Here is a 19,459-nt window from a genome sequence, read left to right as displayed (position 1 = left end):
AAGCAAGAATGGCTAAGGTATTCGCGATAGCGAACCAGAAGGGTGGTGTGGGCAAGACCACCACCTGTATCAACCTCGCAGCATCCCTGGTCGCGACCAAGCGCCGGGTGCTGTTGATCGATCTCGATCCACAGGGCAACGCCACCATGGGTAGCGGTGTGGATAAACATGGCCTGGAAAACTCGGTCTACGACCTGCTGATCGGTGAATGCGATCTGGCCCAGGCCATGCACTTCTCGGAACACGGCGGTTATCAACTGCTGCCGGCCAACCGCGACCTGACGGCGGCCGAAGTGGTGCTGCTGGAAATGCAGATGAAGGAAAGCCGTCTGCGCAGCGCGCTGGCGCCGATCCGGGAAAACTACGATTACATTCTGATCGACTGCCCGCCGTCGCTGTCGATGCTCACACTGAACGCACTGGTCGCGGCTGACGGGGTCATTATCCCCATGCAGTGCGAGTACTTTGCGCTCGAAGGTTTGAGCGACCTTGTGGATAACATCAAGCGCATCGCCGAACTGCTGAACCCGAACCTGAAAGTCGAAGGCCTGCTGCGGACCATGTATGACCCGCGCCTGAGCCTGATGAACGATGTATCGGCCCAGCTCAAGGAACACTTCGGCGATCAGCTGTACGACACCGTCATCCCGCGCAACATCCGTCTGGCCGAAGCCCCGAGCTACGGCATGCCGGCGCTGGCCTACGACAAGCAATCGCGTGGCGCGCTGGCCTATCTGGCCCTGGCGGGCGAGATGGTTCGCCGTCAGCGCAAAAATTCACGCATCGCCGCTGCCCAGCCAACTTAAGGAATCCCCATGGCCGTCAAGAAACGAGGTCTCGGACGAGGACTGGATGCACTGCTGAGCGGTCCTACTGTCAGTTCGCTGGAAGAACAGGCGGCGCAGGCTGACAGCCGTGAGTTGCAGCACCTGCCGCTGGACCTGCTGCAACGCGGCAAGTACCAGCCACGCCGGGACATGGATCCGCAGGCGCTGGAAGAACTGGCGCAGTCGATCAAGACTCAAGGCGTGATGCAGCCGATCGTGGTTCGCCCGATTGGTGGGGGCCGGTTTGAAATCATCGCCGGTGAGCGTCGCTGGCGTGCCAGCCAGCAGGCCGGGCAGGAAACCATTCCGGCCATGGTCCGTGATGTGCCGGATGAAACCGCGATCGCCATTGCGCTGATCGAGAACATCCAGCGCGAAGACCTGAACCCGATCGAAGAGGCGGTGGCCCTGCAGCGTTTGCAGCAGGAATTCCAGCTTACCCAGCAGCAGGTGGCCGAGGCTGTGGGTAAGTCCCGCGTTACGGTGGCCAACCTGTTGCGCTTGATTGCATTGCCGGAAGTCATCAAGACCATGCTGTCCCACGGCGACCTGGAAATGGGCCATGCCCGTGCATTGCTCGGTCTGCCGGACAATCAGCAGGTGGAAGGGGCGCGACATGTTGTCGCACGCGGCCTCACCGTGCGCCAGACTGAGGCACTGGTTCGTCAGTGGCTCAGTGGCAAACCCGAGCCTGTCGAACCTGCAAAACCGGACCCGGATATTGCCCGCCTCGAGCAGCGTCTGGCCGAGCGCCTAGGCTCTGCGGTGCAGATCCGCCACGGGAAGAAAGGAAAGGGTCAGTTGGTGATCGGTTACAACTCTCTCGATGAGCTTCAGGGTGTGCTTGCACACATCCGCTGAAACAATTCCTCTTGTAGCGCGCAGTCGGAAATCACTACCTGACAGTTGAATAGGGGCAGAACCGCCCCTATACTCTGCGCGCATTTTGTCGGCACAAATTATGCCAAGTTATTGAATTTCGGCAGCCGACCATTGGAGAGCAATAGTGATGGAAACCCGCAAGCCAAACCGCCTGCCGTTCCATCGCCTGGCGGTTTTTCCGGTGTTGATGGCTCAATTTGTCATTTTGCTCATTGCCGCTTTGGCGCTCTGGCAATGGCACGGAGTCGTTGCCGGATACTCGGGACTTTGCGGAGGCCTGATAGCCTTGCTGCCCAATGTTTATTTCGCTCACAAGGCATTTCGGTTTTCCGGCGCCCGAGCAGCCCAGTCCATCGTCCGGTCTTTCTATGCCGGCGAGGCAGGCAAACTGATTTTGACGGCAGTGCTGTTTGCACTGGTGTTTGCAGGTGTGAAGCCACTGGCGCCGATCGCTGTATTCGGCGCCTTCGTGCTGACTCAGTCGGTCAGCTGGTTCGCTCCCCTGCTGATGAGAACAAGACTTTCGAGACCTTAGGGCGTTTGAGGCAACCATGGCAGAAACAACCGCTTCGGGCTATATCCAGCACCACTTGCAGAACCTGACCTTCGGTCAGCTACCCAACGGCGGCTGGGGCTTTGCCCACACCGCAGCAGAAGCCAAGGAAATGGGCTTCTGGGCTTTCCACGTCGATACCCTCGGCTGGTCGGTCGCACTGGGTCTGATTTTCGTCATTCTTTTCCGCATGGCGGCCAAGAAGGCGACTTCCGGTCAGCCAGGTGCACTGCAGAACTTCGTTGAAGTCCTGGTCGAATTCGTCGATGGCAGCGTGAAAGACAGCTTCCATGGCCGTAGCCCGGTGATCGCACCGCTGGCACTGACCATCTTCGTCTGGGTGTTCCTGATGAACGCCGTCGACCTGGTACCGGTCGACTGGATTCCTCAGCTGGCCATTCTGATCTCCGGCGACCACCACATCCCGTTCCGTGCCGTGTCGACCACCGACCCGAACGCGACCCTGGGCATGGCGTTCTCGGTTTTCGCACTGATCATTTTCTATAGCATCAAGGTCAAGGGCCTCGGCGGCTTCATCGGCGAGCTGACCCTGCACCCGTTCGGCAGCAAGAACATCTTCGTTCAGGCCCTGCTGATCCCGGTGAACTTCCTGCTGGAATTCGTGACCCTGATCGCCAAACCGATCTCTCTGGCTCTGCGTCTGTTCGGCAACATGTATGCCGGCGAGCTGGTGTTCATCCTGATCGCTGTGATGTTCGGCAGCGGCCTGCTCTGGCTGAGCGGCCTGGGCGTTGTCCTGCAGTGGGCGTGGGCTGTGTTCCACATCCTGATCATCACCCTGCAGGCGTTCATCTTCATGATGCTGACCATCGTCTACCTGTCGATGGCGCACGAAGAAAACCATTAAGACCGGTCTCGACCAGTCTGATGTCCTTCCCGGTAAAACGGGAAGGGGCTCCTCACGGGGCACCATGAAACGATTTGTTTTACCGCTTTAATCTAAAAAACCTAAACCATACGACGTAAAAGTCGGGAGGAAAGATGGAAACTGTAGTTGGTCTAACCGCTATCGCTGTTGCACTGTTGATCGGCCTGGGCGCACTGGGTACCGCAATTGGTTTCGGCCTGCTGGGCGGCAAGTTCCTGGAAGGCGCAGCGCGTCAGCCAGAAATGGTTCCAATGCTGCAAGTTAAAATGTTCATCGTTGCCGGTCTGCTCGACGCCGTAACCATGATCGGTGTTGGTATCGCTCTGTTCTTCACCTTTGCGAACCCGTTCGTTGGTCAAATCGCTGGCTAATCATTCGGACTTTCCGAGTGATTTGGTGTGATGGACAACGTAACTGCGAGGTGTTGGCGTGAACATTAATGCGACCCTGATTGGCCAGTCCGTTGCGTTCCTGATTTTTGTACTGTTCTGCATGAAGTTCGTATGGCCTCCGGTCATCGCCGCTCTGCACGAACGTCAAAAGAAGATCGCTGATGGTCTGGACGCTGCCAGCCGTGCAGCTCGCGACCTGGAGTTGGCCCAAGAGAAAGCGGGTCAGCAACTGCGCGAAGCGAAAGCTCAGGCAGCTGAAATCATCGAGCAAGCCAAGAAACGCGGTAACCAGATTGTCGAAGAGGCCGTTGAAAAGGCCCGTGTCGACGCTGACCGTGTGAAGGTTCAGGCTCAAGCCGAGATCGAACAGGAACTGAACAGTGTCAAAGACAAGCTGCGCGCCCAAGTGGGCTTGCTGGCTGTCGGCGGCGCCGAGAAGATCCTGGGTGCCACAATCGATCAAAACGCGCACGCAGAGCTGGTTAACCAACTGGCTGCTGAAATCTAAGCGAGGGCGATCATGGCAGAACTGACCACGTTGGCCCGACCTTACGCTAAGGCGGCCTTCGAGCACGCTCAGGCCCACCAGCAACTGGCCAATTGGTCAGCCATGCTCGGCCTGGCTGCAGCGGTGTCGCAAGACGACACCATGCAGCGCGTGCTCAAGGCCCCGCGACTGACGAGCGCAGAAAAGGCCGCCACGTTCATTGACGTGTGCGGCGACAAGTTTGATGCCAAGGCACAGAACTTCATCAATGTCGTTGCCGAAAACGACCGTCTCCCGCTTCTGCCGGAGATCGCTGCTCTTTTCGACCTGTACAAGGCCGAACAAGAGAAATCGGTAGACGTTGAAGTGACCAGTGCTTTCGCATTGAACCAAGAACAGCAAGACAAACTCGCCAAGGTTCTCAGTGCACGACTCAACCGGGAAGTGCGCCTGCAAGTTGCGGAGGATGCTGCCCTCATAGGTGGTGTCGTTATCCGCGCCGGCGACCTGGTTATCGATGGCTCGATTCGCGGCAAAATCGCGAAACTTGCCGAAGCATTGAAATCTTGAGTTTGAAGGGGCAGCAGAGCAATGCAGCAACTCAATCCTTCCGAAATAAGTGAAATTATCAAGGGCCGCATCGAAAAACTCGATGTGACCTCCCAAGCCCGTAACGAAGGCACTGTCGTCAGCGTATCTGACGGTATCGTGCGGATTCACGGTCTGGCCGACGTCATGTACGGCGAGATGATCGAGTTTCCGGGCGGCGTCTACGGTATGGCCCTCAACCTGGAGCAAGACTCCGTAGGTGCCGTTGTACTGGGCGCATACACGACTCTGGCTGAAGGCATGAGCGCCAAGTGCACCGGCCGCATCCTCGAAGTTCCGGTTGGTAAGGAACTGCTGGGTCGCGTTGTCGACGCACTGGGTAACCCTGTTGACGGCAAAGGTCCACTGGGCAACACCGAGACCGACGCGGTCGAGAAAGTTGCTCCGGGCGTGATCTGGCGTAAGTCGGTAGACCAGCCTGTACAGACTGGCTACAAGGCTGTCGATGCCATGATCCCTGTCGGCCGTGGCCAGCGTGAGCTGATCATCGGTGACCGTCAGATCGGTAAGACCGCTCTGGCGATCGACGCGATCATCAATCAGAAAGACAGCGGCATTTTCTGCGTCTACGTGGCAATCGGTCAGAAGCAATCGACCATCGCCAACGTGGTTCGCAAGCTGGAAGAAAACGGTGCACTGGCTAACACCATCATCGTTGCAGCGAGCGCTTCGGAATCTGCAGCACTGCAGTTCCTGGCTCCGTACTCCGGTTGCACCATGGGTGAATTCTTCCGCGACCGCGGTGAAGACGCGCTGATCGTTTATGACGATCTGTCCAAGCAAGCAGTGGCTTACCGCCAGATTTCCCTGCTGCTGCGCCGTCCACCAGGCCGTGAAGCTTACCCAGGCGACGTGTTCTATCTCCACTCCCGTCTGCTGGAGCGCGCATCCCGCGTTTCGGAAGAGTACGTAGAGAAGTTCACCAACGGCGCAGTGACCGGCAAAACCGGTTCCCTGACCGCACTGCCGATCATCGAAACCCAGGCTGGCGACGTTTCCGCGTTCGTTCCGACCAACGTGATCTCCATCACCGACGGTCAGATCTTCCTGGAATCGGCCATGTTCAACTCGGGCATCCGCCCTGCAGTGAACGCCGGTGTTTCGGTATCCCGTGTGGGTGGTGCCGCTCAGACCAAGATCATCAAGAAGCTGTCCGGTGGTATCCGTACCGCTCTGGCTCAGTATCGTGAACTGGCGGCATTCGCCCAGTTCGCTTCTGACCTGGACGAAGCGACCCGCAAGCAACTTGAGCATGGTCAGCGCGTTACCGAGCTGATGAAGCAGAAGCAATACGCACCTATGTCGATCGCTGACATGGCGCTGTCGCTGTATGCCGCTGAGCGTGGGTTCCTGACTGACATTGAAATCGCCAAGATCGGCAGCTTCGAACAAGCGCTGATTGCTTTCTTCAACCGCGATCACGCCGACTTGATGGCGAAGATCAACGTTAAAGGTGACTTCAATGACGAAATCGACGCTGGCCTGAAAGCCGGTATCGAGAAGTTCAAGGCCACCCAAACCTGGTAAGCCGCAGCGGGAGCCGCAAGGCTCCCGCTTGCTAACCTGATAGGTGTTACATGGCAGGCGCAAAAGAGATTCGCAGTAAGATTGCGAGCATCAAAAGCACGCAAAAAATTACCAGCGCCATGGAAAAAGTGGCGGTCAGCAAAATGCGCAAGGCACAAATGCGCATGGCTGCTAGCCGTCCTTATGCGGAGCGTATCCGCCAGGTAATTGGGCATCTGGCCAACGCCAACCCGGAATACCGCCATCCGTTCATGATCGACCGCGCCATCAAGCGCGTTGGTTATGTCGTGGTGAGCAGTGACCGTGGTTTGTGCGGCGGCTTGAACACCAACCTGTTCAAGGCCCTGGTCAAGGACATGGCGGTAAACCGCGAAAACGGCGTCGAGATTGATCTGTGTGTCGTTGGTAGCAAGGGTGCGGCCTTTTTCCGCAACTTCGGCGGTAACGTCGTTGCAGCTATCAGCCACCTGGGTGAAGAGCCGTCGATCAATGATCTGATCGGCAGCGTCAAGGTGATGCTGGATGCCTATCTGGACGGCCGTATTGACCGCCTGTCCGTGGTATCCAACAAGTTCATCAATACCATGACGCAACAGCCTACCGTGGAGCAGTTGATTCCGCTGGTAGCGACCCCGGATCAGGATCTCAAGCACCACTGGGACTACCTCTACGAACCAGACGCCAAAGAGCTGCTTGACGGCTTGATGGTGCGTTACGTGGAGTCGCAGGTGTACCAGGCGGTGGTCGAGAACAACGCGGCCGAACAAGCTGCGCGGATGATCGCGATGAAGAACGCTACCGACAACGCCGGTGATTTGATCAGCGATTTGCAGCTGATCTACAACAAGGCGCGTCAGGCTGCGATCACCCAAGAGATCTCGGAAATCGTCGGCGGCGCTGCCGCGGTTTAACGGTTCAAATATTCAGAGGATCCAGCTATGAGTAGCGGACGTATCGTTCAAATCATCGGCGCCGTTATCGACGTGGAATTTCCACGCGACAGCGTACCGAGCATCTACGACGCCTTGAAGGTTCAAGGCGCCGAAACCACTCTGGAAGTTCAGCAGCAGCTGGGCGACGGCGTGGTTCGTACCATTGCGATGGGCTCCACCGAAGGCTTGAAGCGCGGTCTGGACGTCAACAACACTGGCGCAGCCATCTCCGTACCGGTCGGTAAAGCGACTCTGGGCCGGATCATGGACGTACTGGGCAACCCGATCGACGAAGCTGGCCCGATCGGCGAAGAAGAGCGCTGGGGTATCCACCGCGCCGCTCCTTCCTTCGCGGAACAAGCCGGTGGCAACGAGCTGCTGGAAACCGGCATCAAGGTTATCGACCTGGTTTGCCCGTTCGCCAAGGGCGGTAAAGTCGGTCTGTTCGGTGGTGCCGGTGTAGGCAAGACCGTAAACATGATGGAACTGATCCGTAACATCGCCATCGAGCACAGCGGTTATTCCGTGTTCGCCGGTGTGGGTGAGCGTACTCGTGAGGGTAACGACTTCTACCACGAGATGAAGGACTCCAACGTTCTCGACAAGGTAGCGCTGGTCTACGGTCAGATGAACGAGCCACCAGGAAACCGTCTGCGCGTAGCGCTGACCGGCCTGACCATGGCAGAGAAGTTCCGTGACGAAGGTAACGACGTTCTGCTGTTCGTCGACAACATCTATCGTTACACCCTGGCCGGTACCGAAGTATCCGCACTGCTGGGCCGTATGCCTTCGGCAGTAGGTTACCAGCCGACCCTGGCTGAAGAGATGGGCGTGCTGCAAGAGCGCATCACTTCGACCAAGCAAGGTTCGATTACTTCGATCCAGGCCGTATACGTACCAGCGGACGACTTGACTGACCCGTCGCCAGCGACCACGTTTGCTCACCTGGACGCCACCGTCGTTCTGTCCCGTGACATCGCTTCCCTGGGTATCTACCCGGCGGTAGACCCACTGGACTCGACTTCGCGTCAGCTGGACCCGAACGTGATCGGCAACGATCACTACGAGACCGCTCGTGGTGTTCAGTACGTGCTGCAGCGTTACAAAGAGCTGAAGGACATCATCGCGATCCTGGGTATGGACGAGCTGTCGGAAGCCGACAAGCAGTTGGTAAACCGTGCTCGTAAGATCCAGCGCTTCTTGTCGCAGCCGTTCTTCGTGGCTGAAGTCTTCACCGGTGCTTCGGGTAAATACGTTTCCCTGAAAGACACCATCGCTGGCTTCAAAGGCATCCTCAACGGTGACTACGACCACCTGCCAGAACAAGCGTTCTACATGGTCGGCGGCATCGAAGAAGCGATCGAGAAAGCCAAGAAACTGTAATCCCGGCGCCCGGCAACGGGCGCTCATTTAGGTTGAGGCAATCAGATGGCTATGACAGTCCATTGCGATATCGTCAGCGCGGAAGGAGAAATCTTTTCCGGCCTGGTCGAGATGGTGATTGCGCACGGTGCTCTGGGTGATCTTGGTATCGCTCTGGGTCACGCGCCGCTGATCACGAATCTCAAGCCGGGTCCGATCCGCCTGATCAAGCAAGGCGGGGAAGCCGAGGTGTTCTACATCTCCGGTGGTTTCCTCGAGGTTCAGCCGAACATGGTCAAGGTGCTTGCCGATACCGTGCAACGTGCCGCCGACCTGGATGAAGCTCAGGCTCAGGCAGCGCTCAAGGCTGCCGAAGCTGCTCTGCATGAGAAGAGCGCAGATTTCGACTACGGAGCTGCGTCCGCACGTCTGGCCGAGGCTGCAGCTCAGCTGCGCACCGTCCAGCAGATCCGCAAGAAGTTTGGCGGTTAATCCGTCAGCCACTTGTTGTGCGATTGATAAAAAAGGGTAGCCTCGGCTACCCTTTTTTCTTTTCAGAATTCTACAAACCCGGTCGCAGTTGCTGACCACCCAGGATTGGTAGCCAGTCATGTCTCTTGAAATCGTAATCCTCGCGGCCGGTCAAGGCACACGCATGCGTTCGGCTCTGCCGAAAGTGCTGCACCCGATTGCCGGCGATTCCATGCTCGGTCATGTTATCCACAGCGCCCGTCAGCTCGATCCGCAGCGCATCCATGTTGTCATCGGCCATGGCGCCGATGTGGTGCGCGAGCGCCTGGCTGCCGATGACCTCAATTTCGTCCTGCAGGACAAGCAATTGGGTACCGGCCACGCGACTGCCCAGGCCGTACCGTTCATCACGTCCGATACCGTTCTGATTCTCTACGGTGACGTGCCGCTGATCGAAGTCGAAACCCTGCAGCGGCTGCTCAAGCACGTCGTTCCCGGCCAGATGGGGTTGCTGACCGTCGAACTGGATGATCCGACCGGTTATGGCCGCATCGTGCGCGACGCCAGCGGCAAGGTCGCGGCCATTGTCGAGCACAAGGACGCCACTGAAGCTCAACGCGCGATCACCGAAGGCAATACCGGGATTCTCGCGGTACCTGCCAGCCATCTGGCGGACTGGATGGGGCGCCTGTCGAACAACAACGCCCAGGGTGAGTACTACCTGACCGACGTGATCGAAATGGCGGTCGGTGATGGCCTGGTGGTTGCGACCGAGCAACCCCATGATCCGATGGAAGTGCAGGGCGCCAACGATCGCAAGCAACTGTCGGAACTGGAGCGTCATTATCAGTTGCGTGCCGGCCGCCGCCTGATGGCCCAGGGCGTGACTCTGCGTGACCCGGCCCGCTTTGACGTACGTGGTGAAGTGACCGTCGGTCGCGATGTGCTGATCGACATCAACGTCATTCTCGAAGGCAAGGTCGTCATCGAAGACGACGTGGTGATCGGCCCGAACTGCGTGATCAAGGACAGCACACTGCGCAAAGGCGTGGTGATCAAGGCCAACAGCCATATCGAAGGCGCGGTGCTGGGTGAAAATAGCGACGCCGGCCCGTTTGCCCGACTGCGTCCAGGCACCGTGCTCGAAGCCCGTGCCCATGTGGGTAACTTCGTCGAACTAAAAAACGCTCGAATGGGGGAGGGCGCCAAGGCCGGACACCTGACTTATCTGGGCGATGCCGAGATTGGTGCCCGCACCAACATTGGCGCCGGCACCATCACTTGCAACTACGATGGCGCCAACAAGTGGAAAACCGTGTTGGGTGAAGACGTGTTCATCGGCTCCAACAATTCGCTGGTGGCGCCTGTGGATATCTCTGCCGGTGCGACCACGGCGGCCGGTTCGACCATCACTCAGAATGTGGATAACGCCCAACTGGCCGTCGGTCGTGCGCGACAGAAGAACATCGATGGCTGGAAGCGGCCGGAGAAGGTCAAGAAGAGCTGAGTTATCCACAGCGCTTCAATCTGAAACATCGCTGCCTTCGGGCAGCGATTTTTTTTCATTGTTGGCTTGACGGTTTTGCTTCGATAGGTTTTGATTTCTTTCATTATCTTTCGAATCGAAACTTAGCGCGCCATGTCGAAACGCAACACACCCCAACGTCGCCACAACATTCTGGCCTTGCTCAATGAGCAGGGCGAAGTCAGTGTTGACGAACTCGCCAAGCGTTTCGAAACCTCGGAAGTTACGATTCGCAAGGATCTGGCCGCACTGGAAAGCCATGGTCTGCTGCTGCGCCGTTATGGCGGAGCGATCACCATGCCCCAGGAACTGGTGGCCGATGTCAGCCAGAACGTTTCCAAATACAAACAGGCGATTGCCCGTGCTGCGGTTACACGCATCCGCGAACACGCCCGCATCATCATCGACAGCGGCAGCACCACGGCCGCGATGATTCCCGAGCTCGGCCAGCAGCCGGGTCTGGTGGTGATGACCAATTCCCTGCATGTCGCCAACGCCCTGAGCGAACTCGAGCATGAACCGGTCCTGCTGATGACCGGCGGCACCTGGGATCCCCATTCGGAATCCTTTCAGGGCCAGGTCGCCGAGCAGGTACTACGCTCTTACGACTTCGATCAATTGTTCATCGGTGCCGACGGCATCGATCTGGTGCGTGGCACCACCACCTTCAATGAGTTGCTCGGCCTGAGCCGGGTGATGGCGGAAGTGGCGCGGGAAGTGGTCGTGATGGTCGAGGCCGACAAGATCGGCCGCAAGATTCCAAACCTGGAACTGCCGTGGAGCAGTGTCCATACCCTAATCACCGATGATCGCCTGCCGCTGGAGGCACGGGATCAGATTCAGGCTCGCGGTATCAATTTGATTTGCGCGACGGTCAGTCAGGAGAAATAAGCATGTGTGGAATTGTCGGCGCGGTAGCTGAACGTAATATCACCGCCATCCTGGTCGAAGGCCTCAAGCGCCTCGAATACCGGGGTTATGACAGTGCCGGTGTGGCGGTGTACACCAATGAAGGCACGCTCGAACGCACCCGTCGTGTGGGCAAGGTCAGCGAACTGGACGCAGCCCTGGCGGAACACCCGCTGGTTGGCCGTCTCGGTATCGCCCACACCCGTTGGGCAACCCACGGTGCGCCGAGCGAACGCAATGCTCACCCGCATTTCTCCGGCAACGTCGCGGTGGTACACAACGGTATCATCGAAAACCATGAGGCGCTGCGCGAGCAACTCAAGGCTCAGGGTTACGTGTTCTCTTCCGACACTGACACCGAAGTCATTGCTCACCTGCTGACCGAAAAACTCAAGGCGCTGCCGGACCTGACCGACGCCCTGAAGGCAACGGTCAAGGACCTGCATGGCGCCTACGGTCTGGCGGTCATCCACGCACTGCAACCGGATCGTCTGGTCGCTGCCCGCAGCGGCAGCCCGCTGGTGATCGGTCTGGGCCTGGGCGAAAACTTCCTGGCTTCTGACCAACTGGCCCTGCGTCAGGTCACCGACCGTTTCATGTACCTGGAAGAGGGCGACATCGCCGAAATCCAGCGTGACAAGGTGCAGATCTGGGACGTGACCGGCAAAGCCGTCGAGCGCCAGACCGTGCAGTACACCGACGGTGCCGAAGCCGCCGACAAAGGCGAGTTCCGCCACTACATGCTCAAGGAAATCCACGAGCAGCCATCCGTGGTGCAACGCACGCTGGAAGGCCGTCTGAGTGCCAACCAGGTTCTGGTGCAGGCATTCGGCCCGCAAGCCGCCGAACTGTTCGCCAAAGTGCGCAACGTGCAGATCGTCGCCTGCGGCACCAGTTACCACGCCGGCATGGTTGCCCGTTACTGGCTCGAAGAACTGGCCGGGATTCCGTGCCAGGTCGAAGTCGCCAGTGAGTTCCGCTACCGCAAGGTGGTGGTGCAGCCGGACACACTGTTCGTCACCATTTCCCAGTCCGGCGAAACCGCCGACACCCTGGCCGCACTGCGCAACGCCAAGGAGCTGGGTTTCCTGGGCAGCCTGGCGATCTGCAACGTCGGCATCAGTTCGCTGGTGCGCGAATCCGACCTGACCCTGCTGACCCAGGCCGGCCGCGAAATCGGCGTGGCCTCGACCAAAGCGTTCACCACGCAACTGGTCGGCCTGTTGCTGCTGACCCTGTCCCTGGGCCAGGTCCGCGGCACCCTGGAAAAAGGCGTTGAAGCCCGACTGGTCGAAGAACTGCGTCGCCTGCCAACCCGTCTGGGCGAAGCACTGGCCATGGACAGCACCGTGGAAAAGATCGCCGAACTGTTCGCCGACAAGAACCACACCCTGTTCCTCGGGCGTGGCGCGCAATATCCGGTAGCGATGGAAGGGGCCCTGAAACTCAAGGAAATCTCGTACATCCACGCCGAAGCTTATCCTGCCGGTGAACTGAAGCATGGCCCGCTGGCACTTGTGGATAACGACATGCCGGTGGTGACCGTGGCGCCGAACAACGAACTGCTGGAGAAGCTCAAATCCAATCTGCAGGAAGTCCGTGCCCGTGGCGGTGAACTGATCGTGTTCGCTGACGAGAAGGCCGGGATGACCAATGGCGAAGGCACCCACGTGGTACAGATGCCGCACATCCACGACATCCTGTCGCCGATCCTCTACACCATCCCGCTGCAACTGCTGTCGTATTACGTCGCTGTGCTCAAGGGCACTGACGTTGACCAGCCGCGTAACCTGGCGAAGTCGGTGACGGTGGAATAAGTTATCCACACGCCGTAATAGACGACCACAGCCTGGAGACTCATTGGGTCTCCAGGCTGTGGGATGTTTCCCACTTTCTGTTACCGAACACCCCAGCGCGGTGCAATGCCACGTTTCTGTAACAGCTTCTCTGCTTTCAAAAAGCGCCCCTTCAAAAAAAATTCAATCACTCGATACCCCGTGATTTCGGTGTCCTCGCCGATGTCCGCCGGTTTTGTCGGACAGCTTCTCCATAAGTTGGCCGTTCAATTGCATATGCTTGTATGTACAAGTAAAGACGTATGCATACGAGTTGGAAGAAACCGAGCATCTCGTCCACTGATTCGCTTGTCGCGCCAAGGGGCGCACAAGCCGCTTGCCCATCGCCAGGGTTGGTTTGAATTGATCGCTGAGGAGTCTTTTTCGTGACTGACGCAAAAACTACTAAATTCCGTGACGTTGAAATCCGTGCATCGCGCGGCAACAAGCTGACCGCCAAGAGCTGGCTGACCGAAGCGCCGCTGCGCATGCTGATGAACAACCTCGACCCGGAAGTGGCCGAGAACCCGAAAGAGCTGGTGGTCTACGGTGGCATCGGCCGCGCCGCGCGCAACTGGGAGTGCTACGACAAGATCGTCGAAAGCCTGACCAACCTGAATGACGACGAAACCCTGCTGGTGCAGTCCGGCAAACCGGTCGGCGTGTTCAAGACCCACAGCAATGCCCCGCGCGTGCTGATCGCCAACTCCAACCTGGTGCCGCACTGGGCGACCTGGGAACACTTCAACGAACTCGACGCGAAAGGTCTGGCGATGTACGGCCAGATGACCGCCGGCAGCTGGATCTACATCGGCAGCCAGGGCATCGTCCAGGGCACTTACGAAACCTTCGTCGAGGCCGGTCGCCAGCATTACGATTCCAACCTGAAGGGCCGCTGGGTCCTGACCGCCGGCCTCGGCGGCATGGGCGGCGCCCAGCCGCTGGCGGCAACTTTGGCCGGCGCCTGCTCGCTGAACATCGAATGCCAGCAGGTGAGCATCGATTTCCGCCTGAAAAGCCGTTACGTCGACGAGCAGGCCAAAGACCTCGACGACGCCCTGGCGCGCATCGAGAAGTACACAAAAGAAGGCAAGGCGATCTCCATCGCGCTGCTGGGTAACGCCGCCGAAATCCTTCCGGAACTGGTCCGTCGTGGCGTGCGCCCGGACATGGTCACCGACCAGACCAGCGCCCACGACCCATTGAACGGTTACCTGCCGGCCGGCTGGACCTGGGACGAATACCGCGCCCGCGCCAAGACCGAACCGGCCGCTGTGATCAAGGCTGCCAAGCAATCGATGGCGGTGCACGTCAAAGCCATGCTCGACTTCCAGAAGCAAGGCATCCCGACCTTCGACTACGGCAACAACATCCGTCAGATGGCTCAGGAAGAGGGCGTGGAAAACGCTTTCGACTTCCCGGGTTTCGTACCCGCTTATATCCGTCCGTTGTTCTGCCGTGGCATCGGCCCGTTCCGCTGGGCGGCGCTGTCGGGTGATCCGCAGGACATCTACAAGACCGACGCCAAGGTCAAAGAGCTGATCCCGGACGATGCGCACCTGCACAACTGGCTGGACATGGCCCGCGAGCGCATCAGCTTCCAGGGCCTGCCGGCGCGTATCTGCTGGGTCGGTCTGGGCCAGCGCGCCAAGCTCGGTCTGGCGTTCAACGAAATGGTCCGTCGCGGCGAGCTGTCGGCACCGATCGTGATCGGTCGCGACCACCTCGACTCCGGCTCGGTGTCCAGCCCGAACCGTGAAACCGAATCGATGCAGGACGGTTCCGATGCCGTCTCCGACTGGCCACTGCTCAACGCCTTGCTCAACACCGCCAGCGGCGCGACCTGGGTCTCGCTGCACCACGGCGGCGGTGTCGGCATGGGCTTCTCGCAGCACTCGGGCATGGTGATCGTCTGCGACGGTACGGATGAAGCAGCCGAGCGTATCGCTCGTGTGCTGCACAACGACCCGGGCACCGGTGTGATGCGTCACGCCGATGCCGGTTACCAGATCGCCATCGACTGCGCCAAGGAGCAGGGCTTGAACCTGCCAATGATTACTTCGGTTAAAGGAGCCTGAACATGACTGCACTGAACCTGATCCCTGGCCAACTGAGCCTGTCCCAACTGCGTGCTGTCTACCAGAACCCGGTCAAACTGACCCTCGACTACAGCGCTGCTGCACAGATCGAAGCCAGCGTCGCCTGCGTCGAGCAGATCCTCGCCGAGAACCGCACCGCCTACGGCATCAACACCGGTTTCGGCCTGCTGGCTTCGACCCGCATCGCCAGCGAAGACCTGGAAAACCTCCAGCGTTCGCTGGTGCTGTCCCACGCTGCCGGCGTCGGCCAGCCGATCAGCGATGAGCTGGTGCGTTTGATCATGGTGCTCAAGGTCAACAGCCTCAGCCGTGGTTTCTCCGGTATCCGCCGCGTGGTGATCGACGCGCTGATCGCGCTGATCAACGCCGAGGTTTATCCGCACATTCCGCTGAAAGGTTCGGTCGGTGCGTCCGGCGATTTGGCACCGCTGGCGCACATGTCGCTGGTGCTGCTGGGCGAGGGCAAGGCGCGCTACAAGGGTGAGTGGATGGAAGCCACCGAAGCGCTGAAGGTCGCCGGTCTGACCCCGCTGACTTTGGCGGCGAAGGAAGGTCTGGCGCTGCTCAACGGCACGCAGGTTTCTACCGCTTTTGCGTTGCGCGGTCTGTTCGAAGGTGAGGACCTGTTTGCTGGCGCGCTGGCGCTGGGCGGTCTGACGGTTGAAGCGGTGCTCGGTTCGCGCTCGCCGTTCGATGCTCGTATCCACGCCGCCCGTGGCCAGAAAGGCCAGATCGACACCGCCGCCGCTTACCGCGATCTGCTGGGCGAGCGCAGTGAAGTCTCCGATTCGCACCAGAACTGCGAAAAGGTCCAGGACCCGTACTCGCTGCGCTGCCAGCCACAGGTCATGGGCGCCTGCCTGACCCAGTTCCGTCAGGCCGCCGAGGTGCTGGTGATCGAAGCCAACGCGGTCTCCGACAACCCATTGGTGTTTGCGGCCGAAGGCGACGTGATTTCCGGTGGCAACTTCCACGCCGAACCAGTGGCCATGGCTGCTGACAACATGGCGCTGGCCATCGCTGAAATCGGCTCTCTGAGCGAGCGCCGCATCTCGTTGATGATGGACAAGCACATGTCGCAATTGCCGCCGTTCCTGGTGGCAAACGGCGGCGTGAACTCCGGCTTCATGATCGCTCAGGTGACTGCGGCGGCACTGGCCAGCGAGAACAAGGCACTGGCTCACCCGCACTCGGTGGACAGTCTGCCGACCTCTGCCAACCAGGAAGACCACGTCTCCATGGCCCCGGCCGCCGGCAAGCGCCTGTGGGAAATGGCCGAAAACACCCGCGGGATTCTCGCGGTGGAATGGCTGGCGGCGGTGCAGGGTCTGGACCTGCGCAACGGCCTGAAGACCTCGGCCAAACTGGAAAAGGCCCGGGGAATCCTGCGTCGCGAAGTGCCGTTCTACGAGAAGGATCGTTTCTTTGCGCCGGACATCAATGCGGCGAGCGAACTGCTGGCGTCACGCACGCTGAATGATCTGGTCCCGGCGAACCTGCTGCCGAGTCTGTAAGTGCCTCATCGCCAACAGGCTGTCTTCCACTTTGCGTGGAGGCCGGCCTGTTGGCGTTTCGATTTTTGCGTCGAATAAAAATAAATAAGGACGAAAAATGCAGCAGTCAGCAAAAGGTTTGAAACGCGGGCTCTCGGCCCGACACATTCGCTTCATGGCCCTGGGATCGGCGATCGGTACCGGGCTGTTCTATGGTTCTGCCTCGGCCATCCAGATGGCCGGTCCTGCGGTTCTGCTAGCTTACCTGATCGGTGGCGCGGCGGTGTTCATGGTCATGCGCGCCCTCGGTGAGATGGCGGTGCACAACCCGGTCGCCGGCTCGTTCGGGCAATACGCAAGCACCTATCTCGGCCCCATGGCGGGCTTCATTCTCGGTTGGACCTACGCGTTCGAAATGGTCATTGTCGGCATGGCCGATGTGACGGCGTTCGGCATCTACATGGGCTTCTGGTTTCCGGAAGTCTCGCGCTGGATCTGGGTGCTGGGCATCGTTTCGGTGGTCGGCGGGCTGAACCTGTGCAACGTCAAAGTCTTCGGTGAAATGGAGTTCTGGCTGTCGTTGCTCAAGGTCGCGGCCATCGTCGCGATGATCCTCGGCGGCTTCGGCATCATGCTGTTCGGCATCAGCACCGCTCCCGGTCAGGCGACCGATATCAGCAACCTGTGGACTCAGGGTGGCTTCATGCCCAATGGCGTGGGCGGCCTGATCGCCTCGTTTGCGGTGGTGATGTTTGCCTTCGGCGGCATCGAGATCATCGGTGTGACTGCCGGTGAGGCCAAGGACCCGCACCGCGTGCTGCCCAAGGCGATCAACGCCGTGCCGATGCGCATCCTGCTGTTCTATGTGCTGACGATGCTGGTGCTGATGTCGATCTTCCCGTGGCAGCAGATCGGCAGTCAGGGCAGCCCGTTCGTGCAGATTTTTGACCACCTGGGCATCAGCTCGGCGGCCACCATTCTGAACATCGTGGTGATCTCGGCGGCGGTGTCGGCCATCAACAGCGACATCTTCGGTGCAGGCCGGATGATGTACGGCCTGGCTCAGCAAGGGCATGCACCGAAAGGCTTTGCGCGCCTGTCGCGCAATGGCGTGCCGTGGCTGACGGTGATTGTGATGAGCTGCGCGCTGCTGCTGGGCGTGTTGCTGAACTACCTGATCCCGGAAAACGTGTTCCTGCTGATCGCGTCCATCGCGACCTTCGCCACGGTGTGGGTCTGGTTGATGATTCTGTTCACCCAGGTGGCCATGCGTCGTTCGATGACGCCTGAGCAGGTGGCGCAACTGAAATTTCCGGTACCGTTCTGGCCATATGCACCGATGGCGGCGATTGCTTTCATGTTGTTCGTGTTCGGCGTGCTGGGTTACTTTCCGGATACTCAGGCAGCGTTGATTGTCGGCGTGGTCTGGATCGGGTTGCTGGTGCTGGCGTATCTGACGTGGGTCAAGCCGGCGGCCGGGCAGGCTGCACGGGTGACCGGCGATCAGCCGGTTTCTCAGTCCTGATCTGATCGGGAAACATTCCGGGTCTGCATCGCGTTGTCGGGATGCAGGCACCGGAATCGAATCACAGATGAATCGCAGCAATTGCTGCGATTTTTTCATCCACTCCGAGGACACCATGGATCGCTTCCAGGAAATGCAGGTCTTCGCGGCCGTTGCGCAGGAACAGGGCTTTTCCGCTGCCGCGCGGCGCTTGGGGCTGTCAGCGGCCAGCGTCACCCGGGCGGTGGCGGCGCTGGAGCAGCGGATCGGTACGCAGTTGCTGATCCGCACCACCCGCAGCGTGCATCTGAGCGAGGCGGGCCAGCGTTACCTGGAAGACTGTCGGAGGATTCTTGCCGAGGTGCAGGAAGCGGAAGACTCCGCCGCCGGCAGCCACACCCAGCCCCGTGGTCAATTGACGGTGACGGCGCCGGTGCTGTTCGGCGAGCTGTTTGTCACACCGGTGATGGCGGGTTATCTGACGCAATACCCGGACGTTTCCATCAACGCCTTGTTGCTGGATCGCGTGGTGAGCATGGTCGAGGAAGGTGTGGATGTGGCGATCCGCATCGGTGATTTGCCGGACAGCAACCAGCATGCGATCCGGGTAGGCGAGGTGCGCCGGGTGATCTGCGGCTCGCCGGGGTATTTTGCCGTTCACGGTCGGCCAACCCATCCACAGGCACTGGCCGGCGCGCCCGTGGTGGCGACCTCGTCCATCGGTCAACTGCGCAACTGGCCGTTTCTGGAGGACGGTGAGCCCTTGGTCGTCCGCCCCGAGCCGCGACTGGTGGTCACCGGCAATCAGGCGGCAATTACTGCCGCTTGCCTGGGGCTCGGGCTGACCCGGGTGCTGTCTTATCAGGTCGCGAGCAAGATCGCCTCGGGTGAGCTGGAAATCGTTCTTGCCGAGTACGAGTTGCCGCCGCTGCCAATCCATGTGGTGTATCAGGGCGGGCGCAAGGCACCGACCCGGGTGCGCAGTTTTGTCGACTACGCCGTGAACGCCTTGCGCGAACATCCGGCCCTGAAAAACGCGGCGTTATTTCATCCAGAGAAATAATGGATTGCGTTTGCTGGTGATTCTGTTGTTTTCAAGATAGGTGGAAGATGGCTGCCACGGTTGTTGCCCATTTCGGGCGACGCAAACGTCCAGCGGAGTC

General features: G+C 59.5%; 18 protein-coding genes. All 18 read left to right on the top strand.

All coding sequences use genetic code 11. The features are described from left to right. Positions 1-8: 8 nt before the first annotated feature. The 18 genes from DLD99_RS28980 (at position 9) to DLD99_RS28895 (ending at position 19,359) form a co-directional block, all read left to right on the top strand. Positions 9-806: a ParA family protein gene (locus DLD99_RS28980; protein WP_085713099.1), complete on the top strand. Its 798-nt coding sequence runs from the start codon at positions 9-11 to the stop codon at positions 804-806. A gap of 9 nt (positions 807-815) precedes the next feature. After that, entirely contained in the window at positions 816-1,688 is an 873-nt protein-coding gene (locus DLD99_RS28975; RefSeq protein WP_085713100.1) for a ParB/RepB/Spo0J family partition protein, read from the top strand. 148 nt (positions 1,689-1,836) lie between these two features. After that, positions 1,837-2,244: a F0F1 ATP synthase subunit I gene (locus tag DLD99_RS28970; RefSeq protein WP_003229783.1), complete on the top strand. Its 408-nt coding sequence runs from the start codon at positions 1,837-1,839 to the stop codon at positions 2,242-2,244. Between the two features lie 16 nt (positions 2,245-2,260). Then, entirely contained in the window at positions 2,261-3,130 is an 870-nt protein-coding gene (gene atpB / locus DLD99_RS28965) for a F0F1 ATP synthase subunit A (RefSeq protein ID WP_085686128.1), read from the top strand. Positions 3,131-3,264: 134 nt separating this feature from the next. After that, on the top strand, positions 3,265-3,522 hold the full coding sequence (atpE, locus tag DLD99_RS28960; RefSeq protein WP_003097235.1) for a F0F1 ATP synthase subunit C: 258 nt from the start codon (positions 3,265-3,267) through the stop codon (positions 3,520-3,522). A 58-nt stretch (positions 3,523-3,580) separates the two neighbouring features. Continuing rightward, on the top strand, positions 3,581-4,051 hold the full coding sequence (locus tag DLD99_RS28955; RefSeq protein ID WP_007954149.1) for a F0F1 ATP synthase subunit B: 471 nt from the start codon (positions 3,581-3,583) through the stop codon (positions 4,049-4,051). Positions 4,052-4,063: 12 nt separating this feature from the next. Beyond that, positions 4,064-4,600: a F0F1 ATP synthase subunit delta gene (locus DLD99_RS28950; RefSeq protein ID WP_007911956.1), complete on the top strand. Its 537-nt coding sequence runs from the start codon at positions 4,064-4,066 to the stop codon at positions 4,598-4,600. A 21-nt stretch (positions 4,601-4,621) separates the two neighbouring features. Continuing rightward, entirely contained in the window at positions 4,622-6,166 is a 1,545-nt protein-coding gene (gene atpA, locus DLD99_RS28945; protein WP_085606310.1) for a F0F1 ATP synthase subunit alpha, read from the top strand. 50 nt (positions 6,167-6,216) lie between these two features. Further along, entirely contained in the window at positions 6,217-7,077 is an 861-nt protein-coding gene (gene atpG / locus DLD99_RS28940; protein WP_008084419.1) for a F0F1 ATP synthase subunit gamma, read from the top strand. Positions 7,078-7,104: 27 nt separating this feature from the next. Then, positions 7,105-8,481, top strand: coding sequence for a F0F1 ATP synthase subunit beta (gene atpD / locus DLD99_RS28935; RefSeq protein ID WP_007954162.1), 1,377 nt, complete (start codon positions 7,105-7,107; stop codon positions 8,479-8,481). Positions 8,482-8,526: 45 nt separating this feature from the next. Continuing rightward, positions 8,527-8,952, top strand: coding sequence for a F0F1 ATP synthase subunit epsilon (locus DLD99_RS28930; RefSeq protein WP_007954164.1), 426 nt, complete (start codon positions 8,527-8,529; stop codon positions 8,950-8,952). 118 nt (positions 8,953-9,070) lie between these two features. Further along, positions 9,071-10,438, top strand: a complete 1,368-nt coding sequence (gene glmU, locus DLD99_RS28925) for a bifunctional UDP-N-acetylglucosamine diphosphorylase/glucosamine-1-phosphate N-acetyltransferase GlmU (RefSeq protein WP_114886519.1) — start codon at positions 9,071-9,073, stop codon at positions 10,436-10,438. A 132-nt stretch (positions 10,439-10,570) separates the two neighbouring features. Beyond that, positions 10,571-11,347, top strand: coding sequence for a DeoR/GlpR family DNA-binding transcription regulator (locus DLD99_RS28920; protein ID WP_114886517.1), 777 nt, complete (start codon positions 10,571-10,573; stop codon positions 11,345-11,347). A 2-nt stretch (positions 11,348-11,349) separates the two neighbouring features. After that, positions 11,350-13,182 (top strand): glutamine--fructose-6-phosphate transaminase (isomerizing), encoded by a 1,833-nt coding sequence (gene glmS, locus DLD99_RS28915; protein ID WP_114886515.1) that lies wholly within the window; start codon positions 11,350-11,352, stop codon positions 13,180-13,182. A gap of 404 nt (positions 13,183-13,586) precedes the next feature. Next, positions 13,587-15,278, top strand: coding sequence for a urocanate hydratase (gene hutU, locus DLD99_RS28910; protein ID WP_114886513.1), 1,692 nt, complete (start codon positions 13,587-13,589; stop codon positions 15,276-15,278). Positions 15,279-15,280: 2 nt separating this feature from the next. Beyond that, entirely contained in the window at positions 15,281-16,813 is a 1,533-nt protein-coding gene (gene hutH / locus DLD99_RS28905) for a histidine ammonia-lyase (RefSeq protein WP_114886511.1), read from the top strand. A gap of 97 nt (positions 16,814-16,910) precedes the next feature. After that, positions 16,911-18,317, top strand: coding sequence for an amino acid permease (locus DLD99_RS28900; RefSeq protein WP_114886509.1), 1,407 nt, complete (start codon positions 16,911-16,913; stop codon positions 18,315-18,317). 115 nt (positions 18,318-18,432) lie between these two features. Further along, the gene (locus tag DLD99_RS28895; RefSeq protein ID WP_114886825.1) at positions 18,433-19,359 is read left to right on the top strand and encodes a LysR family transcriptional regulator; all 927 of its coding nucleotides are present in this window, start codon (positions 18,433-18,435) and stop codon (positions 19,357-19,359) included. Positions 19,360-19,459: the final 100 nt, after the last annotated feature.

It is taken from the genome of Pseudomonas kribbensis, from assembly GCF_003352185.1.
Taxonomy (GTDB): Bacteria; Pseudomonadota; Gammaproteobacteria; order Pseudomonadales; family Pseudomonadaceae; genus Aquipseudomonas; species Aquipseudomonas kribbensis.
This window is presented reverse-complemented; position numbering and strand designations above follow the sequence as displayed.

What these genes read in the sequence shown, in the direction of transcription:
- DLD99_RS28980 (WP_085713099.1), top strand. Translation starts at nt 9, where the DNA reads ATGGCTAAGGTATTCGCGATAGCGAACCAGAAGGGTGGTGTGGGCAAG.
- DLD99_RS28975 (WP_085713100.1), top strand. Translation starts at nt 816, where the DNA reads ATGGCCGTCAAGAAACGAGGTCTCGGACGAGGACTGGATGCACTGCTG.
- DLD99_RS28970 (WP_003229783.1), top strand. Translation starts at nt 1,837, where the DNA reads ATGGAAACCCGCAAGCCAAACCGCCTGCCGTTCCATCGCCTGGCGGTT.
- atpB (WP_085686128.1), top strand. Translation starts at nt 2,261, where the DNA reads ATGGCAGAAACAACCGCTTCGGGCTATATCCAGCACCACTTGCAGAAC.
- atpE (WP_003097235.1), top strand. Translation starts at nt 3,265, where the DNA reads ATGGAAACTGTAGTTGGTCTAACCGCTATCGCTGTTGCACTGTTGATC.
- DLD99_RS28950 (WP_007911956.1), top strand. Translation starts at nt 4,064, where the DNA reads ATGGCAGAACTGACCACGTTGGCCCGACCTTACGCTAAGGCGGCCTTC.
- atpA (WP_085606310.1), top strand. Translation starts at nt 4,622, where the DNA reads ATGCAGCAACTCAATCCTTCCGAAATAAGTGAAATTATCAAGGGCCGC.
- atpG (WP_008084419.1), top strand. Translation starts at nt 6,217, where the DNA reads ATGGCAGGCGCAAAAGAGATTCGCAGTAAGATTGCGAGCATCAAAAGC.
- atpD (WP_007954162.1), top strand. Translation starts at nt 7,105, where the DNA reads ATGAGTAGCGGACGTATCGTTCAAATCATCGGCGCCGTTATCGACGTG.
- DLD99_RS28930 (WP_007954164.1), top strand. Translation starts at nt 8,527, where the DNA reads ATGGCTATGACAGTCCATTGCGATATCGTCAGCGCGGAAGGAGAAATC.
- glmU (WP_114886519.1), top strand. Translation starts at nt 9,071, where the DNA reads ATGTCTCTTGAAATCGTAATCCTCGCGGCCGGTCAAGGCACACGCATG.
- DLD99_RS28920 (WP_114886517.1), top strand. Translation starts at nt 10,571, where the DNA reads ATGTCGAAACGCAACACACCCCAACGTCGCCACAACATTCTGGCCTTG.
- glmS (WP_114886515.1), top strand. Translation starts at nt 11,350, where the DNA reads ATGTGTGGAATTGTCGGCGCGGTAGCTGAACGTAATATCACCGCCATC.
- hutH (WP_114886511.1), top strand. Translation starts at nt 15,281, where the DNA reads ATGACTGCACTGAACCTGATCCCTGGCCAACTGAGCCTGTCCCAACTG.
- DLD99_RS28900 (WP_114886509.1), top strand. Translation starts at nt 16,911, where the DNA reads ATGCAGCAGTCAGCAAAAGGTTTGAAACGCGGGCTCTCGGCCCGACAC.
- DLD99_RS28895 (WP_114886825.1), top strand. Translation starts at nt 18,433, where the DNA reads ATGGATCGCTTCCAGGAAATGCAGGTCTTCGCGGCCGTTGCGCAGGAA.